11 protein-coding genes are annotated in these 13,836 nt (G+C 52.0%); 9 read left to right on the forward strand and 2 right to left on the reverse strand.

Going from position 1 to position 13,836, the window contains the following annotated elements; all coding sequences use genetic code 11:
• Positions 1-793 precede the first annotated feature (793 nt).
• Genes lspA through holA form a run of 3 tightly spaced genes read left to right on the forward strand, consistent with a single transcriptional unit; the run spans position 794 to position 3,466 of the window.
• Positions 794-1,291 (forward strand): signal peptidase II, encoded by a 498-nt coding sequence (gene lspA, locus ACOYW0_RS21185; RefSeq protein WP_482415755.1) that lies wholly within the window; start codon positions 794-796, stop codon positions 1,289-1,291.
• The gene (lgt, locus tag ACOYW0_RS21190) at positions 1,291-2,067 is read left to right on the forward strand and encodes a prolipoprotein diacylglyceryl transferase (protein WP_482415756.1); all 777 of its coding nucleotides are present in this window, start codon (positions 1,291-1,293) and stop codon (positions 2,065-2,067) included. Before lspA ends, lgt begins: the two co-directional genes overlap by 1 nt.
• Entirely contained in the window at positions 2,060-3,466 is a 1,407-nt protein-coding gene (holA, locus tag ACOYW0_RS21195) for a DNA polymerase III subunit delta (protein ID WP_482415757.1), read from the forward strand. Before lgt ends, holA begins: the two co-directional genes overlap by 8 nt.
• 570 nt (positions 3,467-4,036) lie before the next feature.
• On the opposite strand, the gene ACOYW0_RS21200 is transcribed toward holA, so the two are convergent.
• On the reverse strand, positions 4,037-4,555 hold the full coding sequence (locus ACOYW0_RS21200; protein WP_482415758.1) for an O-acetyl-ADP-ribose deacetylase: 519 nt from the start codon (positions 4,553-4,555) through the stop codon (positions 4,037-4,039).
• Positions 4,556-4,722: 167 nt separating this feature from the next.
• Here ACOYW0_RS21200 and ACOYW0_RS21205 point away from each other — a divergent pair, with 167 nt between their 5' ends.
• The 4 genes from ACOYW0_RS21205 (at position 4,723) to sppA (ending at position 9,938) form a co-directional block, all read left to right on the forward strand.
• The gene (locus ACOYW0_RS21205) at positions 4,723-5,556 is read left to right on the forward strand and encodes a cytidylate kinase family protein (protein WP_482415759.1); all 834 of its coding nucleotides are present in this window, start codon (positions 4,723-4,725) and stop codon (positions 5,554-5,556) included.
• 319 nt (positions 5,557-5,875) lie between these two features.
• On the forward strand, positions 5,876-6,550 hold the full coding sequence (gene cmk / locus ACOYW0_RS21210) for a (d)CMP kinase (RefSeq protein ID WP_482415760.1): 675 nt from the start codon (positions 5,876-5,878) through the stop codon (positions 6,548-6,550).
• Between the two features lie 104 nt (positions 6,551-6,654).
• Positions 6,655-8,454: a 30S ribosomal protein S1 gene (locus ACOYW0_RS21215; protein ID WP_180143487.1), complete on the forward strand. Its 1,800-nt coding sequence runs from the start codon at positions 6,655-6,657 to the stop codon at positions 8,452-8,454.
• Positions 8,455-9,185: 731 nt separating this feature from the next.
• Entirely contained in the window at positions 9,186-9,938 is a 753-nt protein-coding gene (gene sppA / locus ACOYW0_RS21220; protein ID WP_482415761.1) for a signal peptide peptidase SppA, read from the forward strand.
• Between the two features lie 260 nt (positions 9,939-10,198).
• Here sppA and ACOYW0_RS21225 read toward each other — a convergent pair whose 3' ends face one another.
• Positions 10,199-10,807: an L-threonylcarbamoyladenylate synthase gene (locus ACOYW0_RS21225; RefSeq protein WP_482415762.1), complete on the reverse strand. Its 609-nt coding sequence runs from the start codon at positions 10,805-10,807 to the stop codon at positions 10,199-10,201.
• 580 nt (positions 10,808-11,387) lie between these two features.
• Here ACOYW0_RS21225 and ACOYW0_RS21230 point away from each other — a divergent pair.
• Positions 11,388-12,452 (forward strand): Wzz/FepE/Etk N-terminal domain-containing protein, encoded by a 1,065-nt coding sequence (locus ACOYW0_RS21230; protein WP_482415763.1) that lies wholly within the window; start codon positions 11,388-11,390, stop codon positions 12,450-12,452.
• Between the two features lie 39 nt (positions 12,453-12,491).
• Positions 12,492-13,763 carry a Vi polysaccharide biosynthesis UDP-N-acetylglucosamine C-6 dehydrogenase TviB gene (gene tviB / locus ACOYW0_RS21235; RefSeq protein WP_482415764.1) on the forward strand — a complete coding sequence of 424 codons (1,272 nt, stop codon included), beginning with the start codon at positions 12,492-12,494 and terminating at the stop codon, positions 13,761-13,763.
• Positions 13,764-13,836: the final 73 nt, after the last annotated feature.

Consider the following 13,836-nt stretch of genomic DNA (forward strand, 5'->3'; position numbering starts at 1 on the left):
TAAATCCCCTGCACCCCAGGTTCGCAAATGCTCCGACCCTTCGTTCCTCAGGGACGTCACATTTGCTGACGGGTATTCAAGCATCCCATTCGCCGGAGACGGCACGCCTGTTATACCGAACGGGTAGGAATAATTCAGGCCAGCGGTTGGTTGGAAATGGTTCACGGAGTGCACCCTAAGGGCGTCCCGGGTGGATACGGTTAGAACCCCTTAGGATGGGCAAAGGTAGTGCCGTGCCCATCGGGCACGGATATAACCGCCCACGCCGGGGGACTGGTGCCCGGCATCAGATCTCTTGTGATTATCATTGTTGCGGGTACCCCCATGAAAGATGGGCACGCCTCGCGCTTTGCCCATCCTACATGATCGTGGACGAATAATAATGATGGTGGTGGCTTAGAAGGGCGACGCTCTGGCCACGCTGAATGGGTGGAAACAGTTCAGGCCGGTGCCTTGTTGAAAAGGGTTCACGGAGTGCATGCGCCCTACGGGCCAAAAGTATTTCGACATATTTCTTGATGCCCGTCTATGGGGTGTTGATCCTTCACGAATCAACCCGTACCGATGCGATGACCGCAACGCTTAGGGTGCACATTCACCAGAGACGACCCCGTGAGGATGCGCGATGTTGATGCATAGGGTCGGACAACCTGCGGCGCTACCCCCGGGCGTAGCCCGCCAGGGAATGTGAAGGGCCTGAGGAACGAAGGCACGGAGCATTCCTGATTTGGGGTCCAGGGGATCATCCCCTGGCCGCCGGAGGTACGATTTTAATCACTGAAAGGATAATTGGATGACATGGTTTAAGCAAAAATGGCCCCGGCTTTTGCTGGTGGCCGGGTTGGTGGTGCTTCTGGATCAGCTTTCCAAGCAGCTGGTGTTGCACTCCATGCCCGTGGGCAGCGGGTTTCCCCTGATCGACGGCTTTTTCGACATTGTCCATGTGAGGAACCCGGGCGGGGCCTTTGGGTTTCTCTCCGGCCAGAGCCAGGCGGTGCGGGAGTTTTTCTTCCTGTTCGTGACCGGCGTTGCCACCATCTTTATCCTGTGGGTATACAACACGATCCCCGAAACCCATCGGGTCTTGTCGTCGGGTCTTGCCATGGTGTTCGGCGGGGCCGTGGGAAATCTCATCGACCGGCTTCGGTTCGGCAACGTGGTGGACTTCATCGACTGGTACATTGGCGACATGCACTGGCCTGCCTTTAACCTGGCCGACAGCGCCATCTGTATCGGGGTGGGGATTCTCATTTTCCATATCCTTTTCAATCGCATGCCTGAGGAGAATTGATGCATCCGGTACTCTTTAAGATCGGTCCGGTGGTGGTTCACACCTATGGGTTGATGATGGCCTTGGCGTTTCTTGCGGCCATGGTGATTTCCAAACGCGAGGCCAGGGTGTTCGGCGAAGATCCCGACAAGATCGCCGATTTGATTTTTTATATTCTGCTCTGGGGAGTGATCGGCGCCCGGTTGTTTTATGTTGCCGTGAACCTCTCCTGGTTTGCCGCCCATCCCCTTGACGTGGTGAAGGTGTGGGAAGGCGGCCTTGTGTTTTACGGCGGGTTCATCGGCGGCCTGGGCGCGGCGCTTTATTGTGTGCGCAAGCGGCAGATCCCTTTCTGGAAGAGCTTCGATATCCTGACCCCGGCCCTTCCCTTTGGCCATTTTTTAGGGCGCATCGGGTGCTTCAACGCCGGGTGCTGTTACGGCAAGGTGTGTGACCTGCCCTGGGCCGTGACCTTTACGAACCCCGATTCCCTGGCGCCCCTTCACACCCCGCTTCATCCTACCCAGCTCTACGAGTCCCTTGCCAACCTGGCCCTGTTCGGGGTGATCATGGCGGTGCGCAAGAAAAAGCGATTCGAAGGGCAGCTTTTCTGGGGATATGTGGTGGCCTACGGCGTGATCCGTTTTCTTCTGGAGTTTGCCAGGGGGGATGAACGGGGCTCGTATCTGTTGGGGCTTTCACCGGCCCAGCAGGTGGGTGTTCTCTTATGCCTTTCGGGAGTGGTGATGCTCTTTGTCCTTTCCAGGCGGGGGCGCAGGGAGGTGGTTCGTGGCTGAGCTGGCGCATAATACCCTTCAAAAGGGGCTGGCCAAGGCATCGGACTCTCCTGTCTGGCTGATTTACGGGGAAGAGTTCCTTGTGGACCGTTCCCTGAAGGCCCTTGTGGGGACCCTGCTTCCCGGTGGTCTGGGGGATTCCTGCTGCGAAGTGGTGGAAGGCGATGCCGAACTTCGGGATGCCCTGGAGCAGGTGTCTACGTTTTCCCTTTTTTCCAGCGGCAAGGTGGTTGTGGTTCGTGATTCCCACATCTTTTATGCCAAAAAAGGGGAGAACAAGGAGCTTGCCAAGATCACCAAGGCCTTTGATGACGGCAAAATGAAGCTTGCGGCAAGGCGTCTTGCTCAGCTGCTCTCCAAGCTGAAGCTTCAGTTCAAGCACCTCTCCATGCCCAAGGGGCTGGACAAGCTCAAGGCCCTCTCCGAAGACGGCCAGGTGCCTCCCTGGGTGGGTGAAGTGGCGGCCTGGGCCGAAGCCAACAAAGTGGTGGTTCCCGAGCCCATGGACGACCAGAGCCTGGTGGAGCGCGCCATCCGCGCCGGGCTTCCTGCCGGGCATTACCTGGTGCTTACCACAGACCAGGCCGACAAGCGCAAAAGCCTCTTCAAAGCTTTTAAAGAGTGCGGCAGTATCGTGGATTGCTCGGCCCCAAAGGGTGAGCGCAAGGCCGACAAAGACCAGCAGAGCAAGATCATCGACGAAACCGTTAAAGCGGTGCTCTCCCGGTACGGGAAAAAGATGGAGCCCCGTGCGGTGAAGTATCTGGTGGAGATGGTGGGTTTTGACTTAAGGGCCCTTGTGGGAGATGTGGAAAAGCTCTGCTCCTTTGTGGGGGACAACCCGTCCATCACCTACGACGACGCCCGGCGCATCGCCAAAAAGACCAGGCAGGACCCCATCTATGAACTCACCGGCGCTATCTCAGAGCGTAACGGCCGGACAGCCCTGGCCTGCGTGCGCAACCTCCTTGCCAACGAGACCCACCCCCTTCAGGTGCTGGCCGCCCTGGTGAACCAGGTGCGCCGTCTTCTGCTGGCCCGGTCGTTTCTGGAAAGCCGTGAGGGCCGCTCCCTTGGTGGGCTCAGGGACTACAACCAGTTTCGTGCCAGCGGCATCAACGCCGTGAAAGCCGCCGACGAGATCATGGGAGGCCGGGTGGAGGCGTGGCAGGCATCGTTGGGCCTGTCCAAAAAAAAGAGCGATTTGCTGCTTAACCGCGGCGGAAGCCCGTATCCACTGTTTCTTCTCCTGCAGAACGCGGCAAGGTTCTCCATGGCCGAGCTGACCTCCATTCATTCGCTCCTGGCCGACTGCGACCGCACCATGAAAAGCAGCCCCGAAGACCCCACCGTGCTCCTTGACCGCATTATCCTGCGGATTTGTACCCGGGAGACGTAATTCGGGGGTCATTTAAAAACATGCCTCCGGCGGGCAGGGGATAAATCCCCTGCACCCCAGGCTCGCAAATGCTCCATCCCTTCGTTCCTCAGGGACGTCACATTTGCTGACGGGCTTCGCCCGGCGTGACCGCATGCAACCCCGGAATAGTTCATAGCCGCATTGGAGCGCCGCACTCCAGTGCGGCTTTTTCATTTCGTTCCCAGGCTCTACCTCCCCACATCCTAATGATTTAAATTTTTAACCATTGACGAGCGCTTGAGCGCAATCACGTCATGGCTCCATCCATGGTCATGCTGGAACGCCTTCACGGCATCTTGCAGGGCAATGGCTCAGACCTCTATCAATCAGGGAGAATGTGGGACCACACGTCATCCCGTAGGGTGCGCTTGCGCACCATTGCCTTTGCAAGCCAATACCGCTTGCCGTTCAAGCAAGGGGGCGATACCTCCATCACCCTTTTTTTGTCTGCGGGTTCGGTTTATCGGCGGTGCGCAAGCGCACCCTACCGTCGCTTGCCTCGTTTTTTATCGGAACGCAGCAATATCTCGAATGAAGAGTGTGGGAGATTCAAAGTGTTTCAAGGTGTTTCGTGTATACCTTGACATGCGCATCGGAAAAGAGCGCGAACACCACCTGTTCGATAGCCGGGTACCGATTCAGCGCTTCAACTGTTTCTCGAAGGGCAATGGCGCAGGCCTCCTCCACGGGGTATCGGTATACCCCGCAGCTGATGGCCGGGAAGGCGATGGAGGAGAGCCCGTGTTCGGCGGTTAGCGTGAAACTGTTTTTGTAGCAGGCGGCAAGGAGGTCGGGATCGCTTGGGTTGTTGCTGTAGACAGGACCCACGGTGTGGATCACGTGCCGGGCAGGGAGGCGGTAGCCTTTGGTGATTTTGGCCTCGCCCGTAGGGCAGCCCCCGAGGGTTTTGCATTCAGCCAGGAGCTCCGGGCCTGCGACCCGGTGGATGGCGCCGTCCACGCCCCCTCCGCCGAGCAGGGAGTTGTTGGCGGCGTTGACAATGGCATCCACATCAAGGGTGGTGATATCTGCTTGCCTGATAGCGATTTTTTGCGTAACATTTTTCATGGAAGTGCCTCGATTGGATAGGGTTCGTGATGGTTTTCAAGTGTAGGCAACCCTGTTCTGAAAGGCAAGGGTAGGAATTCGAATGGGATTGTCCCCGGGAGGTTCCTTCCGGCGGTAGGGCGTTTCTGCAACTGCCGGGACTTCCGAGGCTTTCGAAAGGGGATGCCATGACCGTGATTACCGTATCCAGGCAGGTAGGGAGCCATGGCGGCACCATCGCCGCGCGGCTCGCCGAAGAGAAGGGTTACCAACTTTTCAACAAGGAACGATTTCACCGTGAGGCCGAGGGGTTTGACGGTCATTTTTCCCGGGAGGTGGAGGCTCTGACCAACGAGAGTCCGCCCAAGCTGTTTGAGAAGTTGTTCCACAACCATTGCGTGTACGGCAATATCATCGCCGCCATGGTGTATGAAGCGGCGGCCGCAGACCACGTGGTGGTGGTGGGCAGGGGAGGGCAGTTTATCCTTGAGGGGCTTAAGTGTGTTCTCAATGTGCGCGTGGTCTCGCCCGTCGAAGAGCGGATCCGCAACTACGCCGGGTTCAAGGGTATTGAGATCGGCATGGCCGGGGACATCATCAAGGCCTCGGACCGTGAGCGCAGTTCCTTTATCAAATACCTACACAACCGGAACATCGCAGACCCGGATATCTACGACCTGATTATCAACACCCGGGTGGTCTCCAAAGACATGGCGGTAAGGCTTATTCATGAGACAGCCGAAGAGCTGAGCCGGCTTCATCCGGTGACAGCTGAGATCAAGATGGAGTTCCGGCAGATGGCCATCTGCAAGCGGGCGGAGCTGATGCTGATGATGGAGATGGGGGAATCCAACGCGGTGAAGGTGTCCCCTTGTGAAAGCGGCAAGGTGATGCTCACCGGCTATCTTCCCACCGAGGGAGAACGGATTTCTGCGGAAAACATCGTCCGGAGCGTCAAGGGAATCCACAAGGTGGATAACCGCATTGTGGTGTCCCAGTTTCCTGTGCGGCCCTGGTATTGATGGCGCGGGTGTCGGTATGACGGGTTGTATTGTTATGGCTGTAGATTGATTTCTGGCTGTATCGCATTTGGGGCTCACGCCGCGTCCGAAGGGCTTCCGGGGCCGTGAAGGGTGTGAGGTGTGGCTTTGACCAGAAAAATTCTGCGGGGCAGGGGCTACTTTTTTTTCCCGTTTTCACATATACAGGTGCTGCAACAGCAACGCATGATTCATTTCGGGCGGCATCGCAGGGAGGTGGCCCATCTCTGCTTCGGACCTGCAGACAAGGCCAAAGGCGCATGTGTCGTCGGGGATACGATCCAACCAACAGGAAGAGATTTTGAAAAAAGAACTGGTTATTACGATTGACGGGCCATCCGGTGCCGGCAAGACAACGGTGAGTAAGACGCTGGCAGCCAGGATCGGCTACCGATACATTGATACCGGGGCCCTCTATCGCGGGATTGCCCTTGAAACACTGGAACGTGGGATTGCAGCCGACGACGAGAAGGCCATGGAGGAGGCGTGCCGGACCATCGACCTTCGGTTTAGGATCGAAGACGGCGAGCTTCGTCTCTACTCCGGTTCGCGGGATATCTCCGAGTTGATCCGCACCCCTGAGATCTCCATGCGCGCTTCGGCCGTGTCTGCCCTTGCGCCGGTACGTGCCTTCTTGGCAGTCCTTCAGCGGCGTCTGGGGGAGGAGCGCTCGGTGGTGTTCGAGGGGCGGGACATGGGGACCGTGGTGTTTCCCGAGGCAGATGTGAAGTTTTTTCTTGATGCCGACACCGATATCCGTGCAGAACGCCGCTACCTTGAATTGAAGGCCCGGGGGGAAGACCTGGACTACGAAGAGGTGAAGCGGGACCTGATCACGCGGGACGCCAACGACAGCAGTCGCAAGCTGGCTCCGCTCAAGCCCGCGGAAGATGCCATCCATGTGGACGCAAGCCGCATCGACGTAGACGAAGTGGTGGAAAAGATGGCAAAGGTTGTGGCTGAGATAAGAGCATAATTTTTCGTTGAATTTTTTTGAACCAACTGATATGTTGACCCGGATTACGCTCTCATTCATAACCGGTGGGGGCGTAAAATACATTGTTTAGGGGGTTAATATTAATGTCATTCAGTACAAACGAAACCAAGGGTAATAGGGAAGTGAAAACAGATCTTTTTGGTGATGCAATCGACGGTAATCTTACCACAGACGGGGAAGAGAGTTACGAGGATTTTCTCAAACTTTATGAGGAGAGCTTCAAATCTTTTTCCGAAGGCGAACTCGCAATTGGTAAGATCATTGCCGTAGACAAAGATTACGTCCTTGTTGATGTCGGATACAAATCCGAAGGTCTCATTTCCATCCACGAATTCAAAAATGAGAACGGCGAAGTTAACGTTGCCATTGGCGATGAAGTGGAGGTCATGGTTGAGCTTTGGGACGAAGAGGAAGAGCGTGTTGTCCTCTCCAAAGACAAAGCGGCCAAGATCAAGGTATGGGAGAAGATCAAAGAGATCTACGACGCAGAAGGCACCGTGGAAGGTGTTATCGCCAGCCGCGTCAAGGGTGGCTTCTCCGTCGACGTTGGACTTCAGGCTTTCCTTCCCGGGTCCCAGGCCGACCTGCGACCCATCCGCAATCTCGACGAGATGGTTGGCAAGACCTATACCTTCAAGGTTCTCAAGTACAACAGAAAACGCAGCAACATCGTCCTCTCCCGCAGGGTTATCCTTGAGGAAGAGCGTGAAAAGACCCGTTCCAAAACCCTCGAGACCATCGAGGAAGGAAAGGTCATGGACGGCGTTGTCAAGAACATCACCGAGTACGGTGTCTTCGTGGACCTCGGCGGCGTGGACGGTCTCCTCCACATCACCGATATCTCCTGGGGCCGTGTCAAGCATCCTTCCGAGCTCTTCTCCGTTGGTGACAACATCACCGTGAAGATCCTCTCCTTCGATCTTGAGAAGGAGCGTGTCTCCCTGGGTATGAAGCAGCTTTCCGAGGATCCCTGGGCATCTGCCGCAGAGAAGTACCCCGTGGGCTCCAAAGTGGGCGGTCGCGTGGTCAGCCTCACTGATTACGGTGTATTCGTTGAGCTCGAAGAGGGCATCGAAGGCCTCGTTCACGTGTCTGAAATGTCCTGGACCCGAAAGATCCGTCACCCTTCCAAGATCATCTCCGTGGGCGAAGAGATCGAGGCCATTGTTCTCGACATCAAGCCCGACAACCGCCGTATCTCTCTGGGTATGAAGCAGGTTGCGGAGAACCCCTGGGAGGTCATCAGCGACAAGTATCCCGTGGGTACCATCATCGAAGGCAAGATCAAGAACATCACCGACTTCGGTCTCTTCATCGGCATCGACGACGAGATCGACGGCCTGGTCCACATCTCAGATATCTCCTGGACCAAGCGCATCAAGCACCCCTCCGAAGTTTACAAGAAGGGCGATGTGGTGCAGGCGGTTGTTCTGGATATCGACAAGCAGAGCGAGCGTTTCTCCCTCGGCATCAAGCAGATCCAGGAAGATCCCTGGAAGAGTGTTGGCGAGCGTTACGCCGTGGGCACCGAGATCAACGGTACCGTGACCAATGTGACCGACTTCGGCGTGTTTGTTGAGCTGGAAGAGGGTATCGAAGGTCTGGTTCACGTTTCCGAGATCAGCAAAGAGAAGATCAAGACCCCCGTTGGTACCTACAACGTGGGCGACTCTCTGGTTGCCAAGGTGATGAATATCAACAGTGACGAGCGTCGTATCGGTCTCTCCATCAAACGTCTCGAGATGGAAGACGACAAGGCGATTCTGAGCGAATACATCAGCAACTCCAAGAAGCCCACTTCTGACTTCGGCGAGATCCTCCGTGAAAACCTGGCGGATCAGCTGAAAGGCGAAGAAGAAGGCGGTGATGACGCTGCTGAGTAGGCATATCCCATACGATTTGCCTGCAGGCTTTCTAAGGAGGGCCTGATAAAAGTGTGAAAAATGCCCCGGTCATGACGTGAGTCTTTCCGGGGCATTTTTTTTGTCTGGCACAATGCCCAGCGGCCGATGTTTTCGGGATTTTCGGGTTTTGAGGTTTTGGTAGGGTTTGTATGCTGGGTAACTGAAATTTAGGGCAGGACTCAGAGGCTTTGGTGTGTTTGTCGGTCTTGGTTATAGTTTGGGCCAACAGAGTGTTATTGATGACGCCGTCCCAAAAGGCCGGCAGCCCGTAGGGTGCACTCTGTGCACCGTGTCCGGGGTACTCAAGGTTTCGATTATACTGAGGCGTTTGGAGTATGCCGGGTTTTGATTTTGGTGCACGGAGTGTATCCTAATATGATTGCCTGTGTGTCGATGATTTATCCCTTTTTCAAAATCCGATGCGCTCGGGTGCCGAGGTTTAGGTAAGGTGCGCCGTGCGCACCGTCGAGTGGCCGAAACCAAGCGCAGAGCTCTGGAATTGACGTGTGTCGATTTTTTAGAATTATTATCACCCTTATAATGTTCTTTTTATAGCAAAAGGTGAAACTATGTTTTCAAGACGTCATCCGATTCTGTTTTTTATCCTGATGTTGACCGGGATGTTTTCTGCGACCATTGTTGTGATCAGCGTAGGGGTGATGATTTCCCTGGCCCCCGAGGCGCCTGTGTTGGAGGAGGGGGTGGGGGTGGTGGAAATCACAGGCGTGATTTCCGACTCCCAGCAGGTGCTGGATGACCTGAAATATTTTCGAGATGCCGACGAGGTTAAGGCCATCGTTGTAAGGATTAATTCCCCCGGTGGCGGGGTTGGTCCGTCCCAGGAGATCTATCGCTCCCTCATGAGGACTCGTGAGCTCAAGCCGGTCATTACCTCCATGGGTGGCGTAGCCGCATCTGGCGGCTATTACGCTGCCGCCGCCACAGATGGCATCGTGGCCAATTCCGGGACGATCACCGGGAGCATAGGGGTTATTATGGGCTATACCAATTTTCGTCAAATTTTGGACAAAATTGGCCTTGAACCCGTGGTTTTCAAAAGCGGTGACATGAAGGATGCCGGATCCCCCACCCGTGAGATGACCGAACAAGAGCGAGCCTATCTCCAGAAACTCGTCACGTCCCTCCACAGTCAGTTTGTGCGTGACGTGGCCCAGGCCAGGGAGCTTGAAGTGCCAGAGGTGGCCAAGCTTGCCGACGGCCGTATCTATACCGGTGAAGAGGCGCTGGCGCTTGGCCTTGTGGACCGCCTCGGCAACCTCGAAGATGCCCTGGAATGGGCCGCAGATCTTGGAGGGCTCGAAGGAGAGCCCGAGCCCATCTATCCCCCACGTCCCAAAGAGAAGATGATCAATTATCTTCTTGATAACGCGGCGGTGCGGATTTCTTCGGCACTTCATCCGTCGGAAATGGGGCCGTCGTTTTTGTACAGGATGGGGAATTAAAACAGGTTTTAGAGTCTCAGCGAATAGCTGATGGAAAGGAAGGTGCTGGACTGGTAATTTACCACGGATGAGTCTGAAGTTGGAGAAGGCAGGCGGATAGCTTGGTTTTATGCATTTAATCTGTCCGTTGTTGGTCGTAGGGTGCATTTCCTGTGTCTGACCATCAAAGGGTAAAGGTTTTCAATTGCCCCCAAAGGTACCCTGTATTTGACGGGATTGAATCCAGGTAAGAGCATGCCCCCTGCTGACATATAGACTATCTATTCAAACATCGACACATTACCAGCGCCTTCCCGGATGATCTCGGGCTCGTCATTCAAAAGCGAAATAACGCTGGAGTCTATCTCCGGCACATCCCCCCCGTCGATGACGATATCCACCAGGTGGCCAAATGTATCGTCAATCATCCAGGCATTGTTAAGAATCTCTTCTTCTGGAAGCCCAGCTGACGTGGACAGGATCGGGTTTCCGAGTTCCCTGATAATTTCCATGCATATTTGGTTGTCAGGAACCCGGATCCCCGCAGTCTTTCGCTTTGTAAGCATCATTTTAGGGACCAGCTTGGTTCCCTCCAGAATAAACGTATATGGCCCTGGCAGCAGCTTTTTCAATGTTCGGTATGCATAGTTAGAGACTTTCGCGTAGTCGCTGATGTTCTTCAGGTCCGAACAGATAAAGCTGAAGGGCTTGCTCTTGTCTCTCTGTTTTAGAAGGTAGACCTTCTCAATGGCCTTTTTGTTCATGATGTCACAGCCGATGCCATAATGCGTGTCGGTGGGATAGGCGATAAGTCCGCCGCCCTTGAGACATTCAACGACACGGGAGATGTTGCGGGGCTGTGGGTTGGTTGGGTTAATGGTCAGAATCATAGCGCTTATGCCTTTACAGATATTGAATCAATTATATTCATGAAGCCCTTCGATTTGGACAACACATTAACCTAAGTGAATAGTCGTGTCATGTCAAAATAATATATCGTATTGATGTCGCTGATGCCAAAGTTTTTATGGAATGGGCAATGGCCGGTCATTTATTGTCATCGAGGCGGTATCGCATAGACCACCGCAAAATTTATTTTCGAGATGAGTGTACAATAATTGCTGTCGTGTCGGTTGATACGGTAGGGCTAAGCAACTGCTTGTATCATCACAATATGCGTGTCTTTTGCAATATATGCCCATCATTAAGTCTTGTTTTGGTAAGGGCAGTAGAAGGGTATAACTGTTGACATTGGTTCCTCTGAGAAGTAGTGTCATGACGTTTTAAACCTAAAGCAGACATCGGTAACTGCCGATGATTGTTTGGCCTACGCCACTGATTCTCAAACCCGCTTACTGTAAGTGGAGGGGCGGAGCTATGTACGTGCCTTTATACCGCAACAGCAATGCCAACAGCTTTCAGAATTAATTTATCAAATCTTCCAAATCTTCCAAAAACATGGAATCGAGAATGACTACTGAAACGAACAACGACCCCCAGCGATTCACTCATCCCATGCCGCCTATCCAGGCAATTCCCTATCCTGATGACGAAATTGATTTAAGAGAGATCTTTGCCACTCTCTGGGCACGGAAAAAACTTATTGGAATCGGTGTCCTTATAATTGTACTGGCGACCACAGCAATCGTTTTTACTATGCCCAATGTATATAGGGTTAAGACGCTTGTTAGGCCCGGAATTATTTCTCAGGGATCTCAGAGTAAGGTAACTTTTGCACAAAGTTTGGTCAGCTTGAAAGGACGACTTGATGCTGGGGAGTTCAGTGCGCAGATCAGCAAGTCTCTTCAGGGTAAATTTTCCCAATTAGCATACTCGCAGGATTTGCTTAAAGTAAATATACCTAAGGATTCCGAATCTTTAAGTATATCTTATGATACAACGGATCCCGAGTTTGGAAAAGCAATTTTAAGCCTTTTGATTGCTGAATTACAAAAAAAAGATAACGATACAGTTAATTCCATTGTTAAAACTTTGCGGTTAGAAATCGAAAATAACAAAAAGGTTTTGTTAGAATGTAAAATGATACAAGACAATATTACGTCCAGTATAGTTGATTTGCATAAACTGAACAATAATATTAAAAAAGAAATTTCAGACTTATCAGTTAAAAGAAAGAAATTTATTACTCAACCCTTGAAACGTATTTCTGAAGTAGATCCGTCTAATGTGAAGTTCCAAGACGCACTTTTTCATAACAGTATCGTGATTCAGAATAGGCAATACTTTTTAGATTTGAAGAGAGAGCAAAGAGCGATCAGTGCTGAGATCGGCTCTCTTGAGGATAGAAAACAATTCACAAACGAATTGGTTAAAGAGGCTCAGGGAAGTATCGATGACGATGCTCAGGCTCTCGAAAATATAGTGCTATTTCGAGAGCTTATTCCTGCAACAATTGATGGAAATCAAGTAAGCCCAAACCGAAAACTTATTATTTTTATGAGTTTTATTTGTGGCGTATTTTTCATGATATTTGGAATCTTTGTGCATGAGCATGTAGTGCCGCACAATGACTAAACCTTTTTATATTGTCATTGCTATTGATAGAGAAAAATAATGTTAAATATTGACGAAATAAAACTTGCAATTGTTGGCCTTGGTTATGTAGGGCTTCCCCTGGCCGCTGAATTCGGAAAAAAAATCGATGTTATCGGTTTTGATATTGATGAAGCGAGAATTGAAGAACTTAAATCTGGAAACGATTCTACCCTCGAAGTTGAACCAGAGCTTCTCAATCAAGCAGATAAACTTACTTTCGATTCAAACGTTGAGACTCTTAAGGCTGCTAATGTATTCATAGTTACTGTGCCTACTCCTATAGACGCACATAAGCAGCCAGATCTTATGCCGCTTGTGAAGGCCAGTGAGATGCTCGGGAAGATATTGAAAAAGGGTGATATCATAATCTATGAATCGACGGTTTACCCTGGTGCTACAGAAGAGGTATGCGTCCCTGAGTTGGAGCGGTGCTCAGGTTTAAGATTCAATAAGGACTTTTATGTCGGGTACAGTCCAGAGCGTATCAACCCCGGTGATAAGGAACACCGCGTTACCAATATTTTGAAAGTAACATCTGGCTCTACCTCAGAAGTTGCAGCTTTTGTGGATGAACTCTACAAGATGATTATTGAGGCCGGCACTCACAAAGCGAGCTCGATTCGTGTGGCGGAGGCTGCAAAAGTCATTGAAAATACCCAGCGCGATTTGAATATTGCATTGATAAATGAACTTTCCATCATTTTTAATAAATTGGGCATCGATACCGAGGAAGTCCTGAAAGCGGCTGGCACTAAATGGAACTTTTTACCGTTTCGACCCGGCCTTGTTGGTGGGCATTGCATTGGTGTCGATCCGTATTATCTAACATTCAAGGCTCAGGAGATTGGTTATCATCCCGACGTAATTCTTGCAGGTCGGCGAATTAATGATGGTATGGGTGCCTATGTTGTCGCCCAGGTAGTCAAGTTGATGGTGAAAAAACGGATTCAGGTCGAAGAAGCCAATATTCTTATTATGGGGTTGACCTTTAAAGAGAATTGCCCTGACCTTCGGAATACTCGGGTTGTGGATATCATTTCAGAGTTTGCGGATTACAACACCCGTGTTGATGTTTATGATCCCTGGGTTGACCCGGAAGAGGCCAAGCATGAATACGGTATTACACCTGTAGTTGAGCTGAGGAAGAAAAATTACGATGCCATTGTACTGGCTGTTGCTCATGATGAGTTTAAGACGATAAATGATATCCGAGAATTTGGAAAAGATGTCCATCTGCTTTATGATGTCAAATACCTTCTTGCAGCAGATAAGACAGATGGACGGTTATGATACTTCTGGTAAGTTGTGTTTGCTTTGCTCGGGGCACTTATCCTTACGATTTATATGACGGAGCAAAGCAATT

The sequence above is a fragment of the Desulfoluna sp. HI9BLuna genome (assembly GCF_056829775.1).

What these genes read in the sequence shown, in the direction of transcription:
- ACOYW0_RS21200 (WP_482415758.1), bottom strand. Translation starts at nt 4,555, where the DNA reads ATGAAAAATGTTACGCAAAAAATCGCTATCAGGCAAGCAGATATCACC.
- lgt (WP_482415756.1), top strand. Translation starts at nt 1,291, where the DNA reads ATGCATCCGGTACTCTTTAAGATCGGTCCGGTGGTGGTTCACACCTAT.
- ACOYW0_RS21230 (WP_482415763.1), top strand. Translation starts at nt 11,388, where the DNA reads ATGACTACTGAAACGAACAACGACCCCCAGCGATTCACTCATCCCATG.
- ACOYW0_RS21205 (WP_482415759.1), top strand. Translation starts at nt 4,723, where the DNA reads ATGACCGTGATTACCGTATCCAGGCAGGTAGGGAGCCATGGCGGCACC.
- ACOYW0_RS21225 (WP_482415762.1), bottom strand. Translation starts at nt 10,807, where the DNA reads ATGATTCTGACCATTAACCCAACCAACCCACAGCCCCGCAACATCTCC.
- ACOYW0_RS21215 (WP_180143487.1), top strand. Translation starts at nt 6,655, where the DNA reads ATGTCATTCAGTACAAACGAAACCAAGGGTAATAGGGAAGTGAAAACA.
- tviB (WP_482415764.1), top strand. Translation starts at nt 12,492, where the DNA reads ATGTTAAATATTGACGAAATAAAACTTGCAATTGTTGGCCTTGGTTAT.
- lspA (WP_482415755.1), top strand. Translation starts at nt 794, where the DNA reads ATGACATGGTTTAAGCAAAAATGGCCCCGGCTTTTGCTGGTGGCCGGG.